Here is a 12,356-nt window from a genome sequence, read left to right on the forward strand (position 1 = left end):
TCTGCGGTTAATGGCAGAGAACGCCTCTTCACCCCACTGCATTAGGGTGATGAGGCGTCCTCAGCCGCTGAAGAACTATAGAGGTACTTCGTGCCCTCGCACGCTCCGGGAAAGAATCGCGCCGAACGACTGCCGCTCTCGCGGCCTCACTCGCGCCGCCGGCGCCCCGTGGGGTTTGCGTGCGTCTTTACTCTCAAACACAACCTCGAAAGTAACTCTATAGATTTCTGCCATCGGTGATTGGTTGCGCGGTGCATGAATCCGGCTCGGGTCTGACATGACCGGTCAGGGTCCCGTCCAATCTGTCTCCCCAATTTATCGCTGCCACGATATCAGCGCTGGTCAGTGCGCTATGGGGAGTGTGTCCGCTGGTATTCTCGCGGCACAGCAAAAGTATTCCAGGAGTTTTTGAAAAAATCTACAGGGTAAGTTTTTACCCTAAAATGCACTATTTTGAGCATAGTTCAAGGTGAAGTTGAGACTCTGTGGACTCCCGAGGTCAAAAGTTGGTTCATGTGGGTTTGTGGCGTATTAGCACCCGGGAAATATTGTGAATGGCGCCTTTAGCGCACCTTCAAGTCTCAGCCTTAATCTGAGTCATTCATGCACAAAAATGCAAAACTGGTGCTCAAAAGGTGAGGGGAAACACTTAAAGAAATTTCGGCAAAAAGCCCACTAAAGCCCCTCCACTAGCCCTTATAGGCATCATCCCGTCGGTTTGACAGACAGTCAGGAGAGCAGGTTTCACCGGGCGCGAGTCAGCGGATATACAACCCAGTAGGTACAGTTCAGCCCCGCAGCGCAGTACTGCGGGGCTGAACTGAAAATCTAGCTGAACCGAAAACCTATGCGGTAAGTAGCAACCTAACAGCTACCCGACCCAATACCTACTCGGTGGGGCCGACTAGCGGGCCGACCTCCTCCTGTCCGAGCAGTTCGCCGGAGGCGCGCAGGTCGTCCTGAATGTCCAGGAGCATGGACACCGCGTGGGTTGCGCCGTCGCGGTCGCCAACCTCCACGGTGTGGGTGAGCCACTGGGCGATCGCGAACTCCGCATAGAAGTTCGCGCGCTGCGCCAGGTAGGCGTCGGGCAGCTGAGGCATCTGCTGGCGGTACACCTCGATTGCCTCGTCGGTGAAGTCGATGTCCTGGCAGGAGTACAGCCAGGCGAAGTCCTGCGCGGGGTCGCCCACGTGCACATCGGACCAGCCGGTGACCTCCACGATGCGCGCCGTCGAGGGCGTGACGTGCAGTACGAGGTTCTCGGCCCCCATGTCACCGTGGACCACGCGCGGGCGGAACTGCCACATGGGTCCGGGGGAGAGCACGGTACGCCAGTGTGCGAGTAGGTCGGCGGGCACCTTGCCGGTTGCGGCGGCACGCTCGAGCTCGGCGTTCTTGCGCAGACGAATCTGCTCCGAAGAGTAGGAGGGCAGATCGGCTTCGTAAATGATGTCTTCGGGCATCACGTGCAGGGTCGCAATGTCCTTGGCGATGATGGACGCCAGGGAGGGGCGGTTCGCCGCAACTTCGCGGCGGCTCAGCTCGGCGAGCTGGTCCACGTCGTAGATGGTGCCGGGGATGTGCGTGTACACGAACACGTTGCCGCCCGCGTAGGGTACGGTGCCGGCGACGGTGGGTACGGCGAAGGGCAGTCGGGCGCGCAGGCCGGGGCTGAACGACTGCAGGATGAGGTGTTCAGCTTCCAGACGCATGCTGGCGTCGGGGCGGCGCGGGGCGCGCACTCGCCAGCGGCGACCGGTGGAATCGGCGATGATTGCCGAGTCGAAGTCGTCGCTGTCTTCGCGGACCGGTTCGGCGCCGACGGGGTAAATCCCGGGCACTCCGGCGGAGACAATGGCTGCTAGCTGAAGGGGAGATAAAGTCACGGGTTAAGGTTACCAAACCAATGTGTGCCGTTTAGTAGTTTTTGGGATCTTTATGCCAAGTGGTGAAGATACTTGTGGATAAGCCTAAACGCTTCCGCCTGCGCTTCTTCCCTCACCTCTATCCGTGCTTCTACTTGCACGCCCCCAGATAGGTAGCGCCTCACGCCCTGAATGAAAGAAGCGACGGCTAAGAAGCCCCGGTGGACTCTGGGAGAATACAATGGAAGACCGGCTATCACCGCCTCGCGCGCCCGCATATCCATATGTCCAGCGCGAGCGCACGCCGCCTGCCCGCACCGCCCGCCTTACTGATGGAGCATTATGACCGCCACACCTCAGCAGCCTCAGCATATGATCTCCGCAGACGATATTCTTGCCGGGCTTGACCCTGATCAGCGTGCGGTCGCCACCGAGCTGGACGGCCCCATGCGCGTGCTGGCTGGTGCTGGTACCGGTAAGACCCGCGCGATTACGCACCGCATCGCCTACGGTATTGCGATCGGTCGCTACCAGGGCCCGCGCGTACTCGCCCTGACCTTCACCCTGCGCGCGGCGGAGGAGATGCGTACCCGCCTGCACCAGCTGGGTGCGCATGGCGTGCAGGCGCGTACCTTCCACTCGGCGGCGTTGCGTCAGCTGGCGTATTTCTGGCCGCAGGTGGTGGGTGGTACGTTCCCGTCCATCGTGCAGAATAAGGCAACGCTCATTACGGAGGCGGCGAACCGTCTGCGCATCAGTACGGACCGTTCCCTGCTGCGTGATTTGGCGTCGCTGATTGAGTGGGCGAAGGTTCAGCTGCTCACCCCGGACACCATCATGCAGCGCCTGAGCGAGAAGCAGCTGCCCTTGGCGATTACCCCGCAGAATATGCAGCGTATTTTCCAGGCGTATGAGGATTTGAAGGATGAGCGTAACCTCATCGATTTTGAGGACGTGCTGCTGCTGACCATCGCCATGCTGGAGGAGGACGAGAAGCTCGCTGCGACCGTCCGCAACCAGTACCGCCATTTTGTGGTGGACGAGTACCAGGACGTCTCCCCGCTGCAGCAGCGTCTGCTGGATGTGTGGCTGGGTGGCCGCGACGATATTTGCGTGGTGGGCGACGCCTCCCAGACGATTTACTCTTTTACCGGTGCGACCAGCCGTTACCTGCTGGATTTTGCGCGCCGGTACCGTGGCGCGCACACGGTGAAGCTGACCCGCGACTACCGTTCCCATTCGCAGGTGGTGGAGTTGGCGAACCGCCTGTTGGCGGCGCGCCGTCCGCATCCGGATTCGAGCCCGCATTCGTGGGCGCCGCCGCTGGAGCTGATGTCTCAGCGCGGCCCCGGCGTGGATGTGGAGTGGTTCGGTTACGCGGATGATGAGCAGGAGGCTACCGGCATTGCCGAGGACATCCGCGACCTGATTGAGAAGGACGGCGTGCCGCCTTCTGAGATTGCGGTGCTGTTCCGCACGAACGCGCAGTCGGCGGCGATTGAATCTGCGCTGGCTGCCGCCCACATTCCGTACCAGTTGCGCGGCGCGGAGCGTTTCTTTGAACGTCCCGAGGTCAAGCAGGCGATGCTTGCCCTGCGCGGTTCGGCGAAGTCCACGGACGGTACTGAGGACGTCACCCGCTACACCCGCGATGTGCTCAGCGGCCTCGGCTACAAGGAGGAGGGCCCCCTTTCGGGAGGCGCCACCCGCCAGAAGTGGGAGTCCCTCGCCGCCCTGGTGCACATGGTGGACATGATGGCGCAGCACCGCCAAGAGCAGCTTCAGGAGCACCGAGCGAACCCGCGCCCGGGCGTGCCCGAGCCGCTACCTTTGACCATGCACGAGGTCGTGGCGACCCTGAACCACCGTAGCGAATTCAACGACGCACCGCAGGTCAACGGCGTAACCCTCGCTTCCCTGCACGCGGCTAAGGGTCTGGAGTGGGACGCCGTGTTCCTGTGCGGCCTGAACGAGGGCCTCATGCCCATTACCTTCGCGACCACCCCGGACGAGGTGGATGAGGAGCGCCGCCTGCTGTACGTGGGCATTACGCGCGCCCGCAAGTACCTGTGGCTGACCTGGACGATGACCCGCACCGTGGGCGGTCGCGGTCAGCGTAAGCGTTCGCGTTTCCTGGATGACATCGACCCGGCCAAGCGCCGCCGCCCCGCCGCAAGCGGCTACTCGAGCGGCTACGGAGGAGCGGCCCGCGGCGCGCGCGGGAATCACTCGTACGGGAACCGCTCGCAGGGCCGTCACCAGAAGGGAGAGGACTATGGCTCAGCGTTTTAAACGAGAGATTCTGCCGGCCACGGCGGATTGCCCGCAGATTGAGCTGGTCCGCTCGGCCCGCCGCACCCGCACCATCAGCATGCAGCGCGACGGCGTGGACGAGCACGGCAACCCCGCGTACCGCCTGCTCATTCCCGCCGCGAGCACGAGCGAGGAGATAGACGAGCATATTGCCCGCCTGCTGCCGCGTATTCAGCGTCGCGCCGCCCGCCGTGAGCGCGCCGCGCAGCTGAATGTCACCGACGAGTACCTGCACGAGCGGGCCAGCCTGCTGGTGCGCGCCTACCTGCCGGAGCTGGAGGGTACCGAGCAGTTCAAACGGCTCTCGATTCGCTGGGTAAGCAACCAGCGTCAGCGCTGGGGTTCGGCGACCTACGCGACCGCGCAGATTCGCATCTCCTCGGAGCTGCAGGGCGTGCCCGAGTACGTGCTGGATTCGGTGATTCACCACGAGCTCTGCCACCTGCTGCAGCCGAATCATTCGGCGGCGTTCCGTGCCCTGGAGGCGCGCTACCCGCAGCTGCTGCGGGCACAGGCCTATCTGGAGGGGTACGCGCTGGGGCGCTCGCGTGCTGAGGACCAACGTGCCGAGGGTGAGCGTGCCAAGGGTGAGTGCAGTGAGGGCGAGCGCGGCGAAAACAGCGCCAGCTAAAATCCCGCCGACTAAAATCCAGCCGACTAAAGCGCTTCCCGAAAATCAAAGAATCAAAAACTAACCGAAACACCTCGAGCGGGGGTGGCTTGTGAATGTACAAGCCACCCCCGCTCGACTGTCAGCTATTTACTTTCGCCGCTCAGCTTTACTTCACTCAGCGTTACTTCGCTCAGCTTTACTTTTCTTCGGGTGCGTCGCCGAAGCCGCCGTCCAGCAGCTTCTGCAGCTCCGAGTCGAAGTCCACGTCGTCCAGGCTGATTTCGTTCATGCGCGCATCGTATGCGGTGAAGTCTTCCAGCTCGGCGGGGGTGGGCAGGGTCTCCGGGGTGTCCCAGAGGCCGTCGCGCGCCTCAATGCCGTGGGATTCTTCGTACCAGCGCCAGAACTGCTGCGCTTCACGCACCAGGCGCGGGCGCAGTTCCAGGCCGACCAGGTTCTCGAAGACCTGCTCGCTGGGGCCGCCGTCGATGCGGCGGCGCGCCATGATTTCGGTCAGCTGCGGTGCCTTGGGTAGGTTGCGGGTCGCGTCCTCGGTTACGACGGATACCCAGCCTTCGATGAGGGCGAGCAGACCCTCCAGGCGCTGTACCGCCAGTTCCTGGTCTTCGGTGCGCTGGGGACTGAACATGCCGCCTTCGAATGCTTCCTGTACGGCGTCGGGGTTGCTCATGTCCACCTGGGATGCGGCGTCCTGCATGCGGTTCATGTCCACGCGAATGCCGCGGGCGTAGCGCGCCACGAGCTGAACCAGGTCTTCGCGCAACCAGGGGTTTGCCTTGTGCAGACGGATCAGCGCGGATTCACGCACAGCAAGGTAGAGCAGGACCTCCTGCGGGGGCACCTCGATGCTGTCGGCGAGCTGCTGGTAGCCGTTGGGCAGTAGCGCGGAGGAGCCGGGCGCGAGGGGGAAGCCCACGTCGGTGGAGGAGTACACCTCACCGGCGAGCTGCGCGAGTGCCTGCGCCATCTGCGCACCAAAAATCACGGAACCAATGTTGTTCAAGAAGCCGCTGTTGAGAATCTGCGAGATCTCTTCGGGCACGTCTTCGGGAGCGCCGGGCATGACCATGGACTGGGTGACTTCGGCTGCGACCGGCTCGACCATTTCGCGCCAGGAGTCGAAGGAATGCTCCACCCATTCCGCCTTGGACCACGCCTGCACCGGGTAGTTGTGGCGCTCAATGATAGTCACCGCGTCCAGCCAGAGGTCGGCGAGGTTCGCCGCGTCTTCTACGGCGCGCTTGAGGTTTTCGGGTACGGAGGGGTCTTCACCCATGGAGGCGAGCATCTGGCGGGTCTGGTTCTTCACGCTATCCCAGTTCACACCGCTGGGGCTGTCGGATGCGCCCGCGCCGGAGAACATCGCCTGCACCTGCGCGAACATGCTCTGCATCATGGCGGGGTCAAAGCTCATGCCCATGTTCTTCAGGTCTTCGGGGTCGATGCTGATGCCGAAGGGGTTCTGGCCGCCTTCGCCGAAGAGCGCGCTGAAGGGGTTCTGCGCGTTGGAGGAGGCGCCCTTGCCGCCCTGGCCGGTTGCCCCAGCGGAGGGGTCGAAGCCCTGCTCCTGCATCTTCTTAATGAATTCTTCGAGGGGGTCGCGCTCGTTGGAGGCGCCGCCGGTGGGGTTCTCAGACATGTAGAAGCCTTTCGTAATCCGGGGGTGGGCGCAGCTGGCCCGCTCGCTGTCCAGCCTACCGATTTTTGCTGAGAATTTCCCGTGCCATTGCTGTGGAAGCGGGTTAATCAGCTAAGGGCTCACAAGCTTGTCTTTGGGGCCGGGGTTTGGGAGTTTTTTCGTGCCGCTGTCACCGTGCGGTGCTGACACAGCGCGGCGCGGGTCAGAGCGTGAACGCCTCCTGGTTGCTCTATTTTTAGCGGGGTGACAGTGCCCGCCTGCGTGTTGTCACAGTGCCCGCCCGCGTGTTGAAAAGCAGGTTTATCCGGTACTGTAGAAACCATGACTAAGTCCACCCCTGATGCTGAGCAGCAGCCGAGCGCCGCTTCCGCGAGCGTGAAGAGTAATGAGAAGGCGGCTAAGCGCCGTTCGCGTTTTGCGCCGCGTCGCGTGAACTTGCGTTCGGTGAGCGCTGTGGCGACGTGCGCCCTGCTGGCTGGTGCTTTTGTTCTGCCCAGTTCCTATGTGAAGGAGGGCCCCGGCCCGCTCTTTGACGTGCTCGGAACCTATCAGGAGAAGGACGTCATTGAGGTTTCTGGCGCGCCCAGCTATAAGACATTCGGCAAGATGAACATGACGACGGTGTCGGTTTCGGGCGGCCCGTACACGGAGCTGTCCGGTGCGGAGGCGTTCTACGGCTGGTTGGCGTTTGACGGTAACCGCAGCCTCGTGGTGCCGACCGATGCCCTGTACCCGCACGTGAGCCATGAGCAGGCGACGGCTGCGACCGGCGCGCAGATGGCTGATTCGCAGACTCAGGCGAAGGTCGCGGCGATGCGCCAGCTGAAGATGGCGGTGACTGAGAAGGTTGAGGTGCTTTCCACGGTGGAGGGTTCCCCGGCGGCGAGCGTGCTGAAGGCTGATGACCGCATCGTGAAGGTGGGGGACAAGCAGATTGAGACCCTCACCGATGTTCCGAAGGCTGTGAATGCGTCGAACGGTTCGGCGATTGACGTGACCGTGGAGCGTGACGGCAAGCAGCAGACCTTTAAGCTGACTCCGGTCCGTTCGAGTGATGATAGCCGCTGGATTCTGGGCGCTGGCCTGAAGCAGAGCTATGACCTGCCGGCACACGTGCAGTACAACCTGGACGGTGTGGGCGGCCCGAGTGCCGGTCTGATGCTGGCGCTGGGCACGGTCGATAAGCTCAGCGAGGGTACTCTGCTCGCCGATGAGGATGCCGGAGGCGACCCGTACCGCAGCTACATTTCGGGTACCGGCACGATTGATGCGAACGGCAAGGTCGGCGCAATTGGCGGCATCAAGTACAAGATCTTGGCGACGGGTCGCTACGGTGCGCGCTACTTCTTGGCGCCTAAGGAGAACTGCGATTCGATTGTGAAGATGCAGGCGCAGGACCCCGACCTGTTCAACTACTATCACGCCGGTCAGGTGCGCGGCACGATGGTGGTTGTGCCGGTGTCGACCCTGGAGGAGGCGGTGAAGACGGTGGAGGCGATTAAGTCCGGCACCCCGGATGATTCCCTGCCCCGTTGCGGTTCCTAACATAACGTTTCTCTCCGCGAGGTTCTCACCCGTATAGCGTAGAAGTCAGCCCCGGTATTTTACGGTACCGGGGCTGTTCTGCACCCTATTCTCTGTCCTCGTCTGCGTCTCCGTAATCCTCGCCAGCACCTCTCACCTCATCATTTCGCGCCCAAAACCTCTCAACCCGGTCATATTTCGCCCCGAGCTTCTACGAGGTTCTGCCCTTCTGCGTCACCTCTGAGATACTTAAAGGCAGTTATTTTCTCTGAACGTATGATGAGCGAGGAATTGTGTCTGAGTCGACCAATAACACCGCGCATCCCAAGCCGAAGAAGTCAACGCCTAAGCGTCGTAGCCCCTTGCGGGTGACGATTGCTGTGGTGGCGGTGCTCATTGCTGCTTTTGTGGGTGCGTCCCAGGTGTACACGGACTGGCTGTGGTTTGATCAGCTGGGTTATAGCACCGTGTTCACTACCCAGATTTTGTTGAAGGCAGCCGTGTTTGTGGTGGCTGCCGTGGTGATTGCTGTGCCGCTGTGGGCTTCGATGTCCTACGCGGTCCGTCATGCTGATGTGGCGCCAGCGTCCGAGAAGGAGCCGCAGGAGGCGCCGAACCCGAATCAGAGCGTACCGACCAGCGGCACGGATGCTGCCGAGCAGATGCTTCGTGACGTATTTGGTCAGCAGCGTGCTGAGGAGAGCATGCGCCGCTACCACGAGAGCGTGGATAAGGCGCGTAAGGTTCTGCTGATTGCGGTTCCGCTACTGCTGGGCCTGTTCATTGCTTCGGCGACGATGACTCAGTGGAGCACCGTCGCGCTGTTCTTCAACCAGCAGTCCTTCGGTAAGACTGACCCGGAGTTTGGTCTGGATTACGGTTTCTTCCTGTTTGCGTTGCCGTTCTTCCGCATGGTGGTGACTCTGGTGACCTCCGCTGTGGTGCTGTCGGCGCTCGCGGGTCTGTTCATGCACTACTTCTACGGCGGTATTAAGGTGCAGCCGGGCGGTGTGAGCACTACCGTGGCGTTCCGTCGTCACGCTGCGATTGTGGTGGCTGTGTTCTTGCTGACTCGTGCGGTGAACTTCTGGCTGGATCGTTATTCCTCGACTCAGCAGCAGGTGGGTCGCTGGGCTGGCGCAATGTACACGGACGTGAACTCGTCAATCCCGGTGAACGCTATTTTGGCGATTTCTGCTCTGCTGGTGGCGATCATGTTTGTGGTGGCTGCTTCGATGAATCGTTGGCGTCTGCCGCTGATTAGCACCGCGATGCTGGTGATTGTTGCCGTGGTTGCTGGCGGCCTGTACCCGTGGATTGTTCAGCGTTTCCAGGTGGTTCCGAATGAGCAGGGTGCTCAGTCGAAGTTCATTCAGCGCAATATTGATGCGACCCGTTACGCGTACGGTCTGGACAAGATTGAGACCACTCCGTATGACGCGACGATTGATACCCGTGCCGGTGCGTTGAGCTCTTCGAGCGCAACCATTGCGAATATTCGCCTGTTGGATCCGAATGTTGTGTCCTCGGCGTTTGCGCAGATGCAGCAGTTCCGCCCGTACTACCGCTTCGAGTCGCAGCTGGCGGTGGACCGTTACACCGTGGGTAACACCACGCAGGACACCGTGCTGGCGGCCCGCGAGCTGAACCCCACGCAGACCAGCGGCGATTCTTGGTATAACCGCCACGTGGTGTACACCCACGGTTACGGTGTGATTGCCGCCTATGGTAACCAGGTGGATTCTGCGGGTAACCCGAAGTTCTTGCAGTCCGGTATTAAGGCGACCGGTACCCTGAGCGAGGATTACGAGCCGCGTATTTACTTTGGCACGAGCTCGCCGGAGTATTCGATTGTGGGCGGTAAGGGCGACACCCTGGAGCTTGACCGTCCGCTCTCTGCCGAGGAAACCAACGCCTCCGATGCGAAGTACACTTTCGCCGGTTACGGTGGTCCTCGCGTTGATTCGTTGCTGGCTCGCCTGTCCTACGCGATTAAGTTCCAGTCCTCTGACATTCTGCTGTCGGATGCGGTGCGTGAGGGTTCGCAGATTCTGTACGAACGCAACCCGCTGGACCGTGTGCGTAAGGTAGCGCCGTACCTGAGCGTGGATTCTAAGCCGTATCCGGCGATTGTGAATAACCGCGTGCAGTGGATCGTGGATGCCTACACCACGAGCGACCAGTTCCCCTACGCGCAGGGTAGCTCCCAGGATGCGGCAACCGCTGCGGGTGCTCAGCGTTCTAACTCGGTGAACTACATCCGTAACTCGGTGAAGGCTACCGTGGACGCGTACGACGGTTCGGTGACCCTGTACGCGTGGGATGAGGAGGATCCGGTGCTGAAGGCGTGGCAGGGTGTTTTCCCTGGCACGGTGAAGAGCTACCGTGAGATGAACGCTTCGCTGATGAGTCACGTGCGTTACCCGACTGACATGTTCAATATTCAGCGCACCATGCTGAATAAGTATCACGTGACGAACGCGAATAGCTTCTACGCCGGTGACGATGTCTGGTCGATTCCGAACGACCCGACCAATGATCGTAACCAGCCGATTTCGCCCTACTACCTGTCCCTGCAGATGCCCGGCGATTCTCGCGCGCACTTCTCGTTGACGACTACGTTCATTCCTCAGCAGAGCGATTCGAACTCTCGTAACGTGATGTACGGCTTCCTTGCTGCTAATGGTGATGCTGGTACCGGTAAGGACGGCGAGCGTAGCCCTGATTACGGCAAGCTACGCCTGCTGGAGTTGCCGCGTTCTTCGGTGGTTCCCGGCCCCGGCCAGGCTCAGAATATTTTCAACTCTGATGCTGAGGTGTCGAACCAGCTGAACCTGTTGCGCCGCGGTTCGTCTGAGGTTATTAACGGCAATATGCTGACTCTGCCGGTGGGCGGCGGCATGCTGTACGTTCAGCCAGTGTATGTGCAGTCGAGCGGTGACGCTAAGTACCCGCGTCTGCAGCGTGTGCTGGTGAGCTTCGGCGATAAGGTCGGCTTCGCTCCGACTCTGGAGGAGGCGCTGAACCAGGTGTTCGGTGGCTCTTCGGGTGCTAAGTTGGACGGCTCGGCGCCGGCTAGCCCGTCTGCGTCTGCCTCTGGCTCCTCGGGTACTTCGGGCGCTTCGACCGGCGGCTCGTCGGCTTCGCAGTCTTCGGAACTGAAGCAGGCTCTGACGGATGCCTCGAAGGCAATGACCGATGCTGATGCGGCAATGAAGAAGGGCGACTGGGCTGCCTACGGTGAGGCTCAGAAGCGTCTGGAAGCAGCCGTGAAGAAGGCTCTGGAGGCTGAGGAGGCGCAGAGCACGGCGTCCGCTAAGGCTTCTGCATCGGCAGCGCCCAGCGCCTCGGCGGCTCCGAGCGTAGCGGCTAGCGCTAAGCCCAGCGCGAGCCTTTCGACTTCTCACTAGGATGCCTGAGGCGGCGGGGGAGTAGCGCATACCGGATGCTCACGGATCGGATGTCCACGGGTCTAGCGTCCTCGCTCTAGAACCGGGGCCTGCACTGGATACGGCTCCTACTGACTACCTCTAGCGGTCTCTGACGGAACGGGGTGGAAGTGTATCGCTTCCACCCCGTTCCTGTATGTTCTACCCCTGGCACTGCCCCGTAGCCCCTATTCCTACCCAACTGCTTTCTACCCAACTGCTTTCTACCCAACAGCCCCTATTTTTGTGTGCTTGGTTACAAATCGCGTTTTTGGCTTGCATGCCCGGTTTGGGGTCTGTATAGTTGTATGAGTCGCCGCGGGGTGGAGCAGTTCGGTAGCTCGCCGGGCTCATAACCCGGAGGTCGCAGGTTCAAATCCTGTCCCCGCAACCAGAAAAACCCGGTATCTCAACGAAAAGTCGCTGAGATACCGGGTTTTGTTTTGCCCTGACGAGACCGAATCCCTATGTTATTCCCTACCTTTCAGCCAAACTCAGGCCCGTCGTCGAGGTGGGGGGAGGGGGGACTATCACCCAACATCGAGGACTATCATCCAACGCCCCTTCGGGGCGTATGACTATCTTCGCTCGTGCATGATCTCGTGGGAGGGAGGTTGCAGAGGAGGATTTTCACCGCCTAATCGGCGTTGATACCGGCTGTTTACCGCCTGAAAATGCAAAAGCGGTATAGCATTTTCCCTCGTATCTCAACCGAATCCCAACCCTTTACCGCCTTCACCGCCTAAAACCGAAAACTTTTATATATACACACGCATATGTAGGAAGATGAACACTCGCGTGTACACTTTTTAGAAATTAGGCGGTAGAGGCGGCAACACACCATGTTTTGACTGATATACCAACGTTTTCGATATACCGCTTAGCCTCAAACAGGCGGTAACTAAGCGGTTGAAAGAGTAGCGTCCCGCATAGTGGTGTAACCGTGTGGT

At 60.8% G+C, this 12,356-nt stretch carries 6 protein-coding genes and 1 tRNA gene; 5 read left to right on the forward strand and 2 right to left on the reverse strand.

Annotated features, from left to right (window positions below; translation table 11 throughout):
- Positions 1-887: 887 nt before the first annotated feature.
- Positions 888-1,889, reverse strand: a complete 1,002-nt coding sequence (locus HMPREF2528_RS00985; protein WP_070541642.1) for a phosphotransferase — start codon at positions 1,887-1,889, stop codon at positions 888-890.
- Between the two features lie 321 nt (positions 1,890-2,210).
- On the opposite strand from HMPREF2528_RS00985, the gene HMPREF2528_RS00995 reads away from it, so the two are divergent.
- Positions 2,211-4,160 carry an ATP-dependent helicase gene (locus HMPREF2528_RS00995; RefSeq protein ID WP_070541645.1) on the forward strand — a complete coding sequence of 650 codons (1,950 nt, stop codon included), beginning with the start codon at positions 2,211-2,213 and terminating at the stop codon, positions 4,158-4,160.
- Complete coding sequence (locus HMPREF2528_RS01000) at positions 4,144-4,812, forward strand: M48 metallopeptidase family protein (RefSeq protein WP_070541649.1); 669 nt, start codon at positions 4,144-4,146, stop codon at positions 4,810-4,812. Before HMPREF2528_RS00995 ends, HMPREF2528_RS01000 begins: the two co-directional genes overlap by 17 nt.
- Positions 4,813-4,990: 178 nt before the next feature.
- On the opposite strand, the gene HMPREF2528_RS01005 is transcribed toward HMPREF2528_RS01000, so the two are convergent.
- A complete protein-coding gene (locus HMPREF2528_RS01005) occupies positions 4,991-6,454 on the reverse strand; it encodes a zinc-dependent metalloprotease (RefSeq protein WP_070541652.1) in 1,464 nt (487 codons plus the stop codon).
- Between the two features lie 321 nt (positions 6,455-6,775).
- On the opposite strand from HMPREF2528_RS01005, the gene HMPREF2528_RS01010 reads away from it, so the two are divergent.
- From HMPREF2528_RS01010 to HMPREF2528_RS01020, 3 genes are all read left to right on the forward strand, one after another.
- Positions 6,776-7,999 (forward strand): YlbL family protein, encoded by a 1,224-nt coding sequence (locus HMPREF2528_RS01010; protein WP_070541655.1) that lies wholly within the window; start codon positions 6,776-6,778, stop codon positions 7,997-7,999.
- 272 nt (positions 8,000-8,271) lie between these two features.
- Entirely contained in the window at positions 8,272-11,388 is a 3,117-nt protein-coding gene (locus tag HMPREF2528_RS01015) for a UPF0182 family membrane protein (RefSeq protein WP_070541658.1), read from the forward strand.
- A 335-nt stretch (positions 11,389-11,723) separates the two neighbouring features.
- Positions 11,724-11,800: transfer RNA gene (locus HMPREF2528_RS01020), tRNA-Met, on the forward strand.
- Positions 11,801-12,356: the final 556 nt, after the last annotated feature.

Source organism: Rothia sp. HMSC078H08 (assembly GCF_001808955.1).
Classification (GTDB): Bacteria; Actinomycetota; Actinomycetes; order Actinomycetales; family Micrococcaceae; genus Rothia.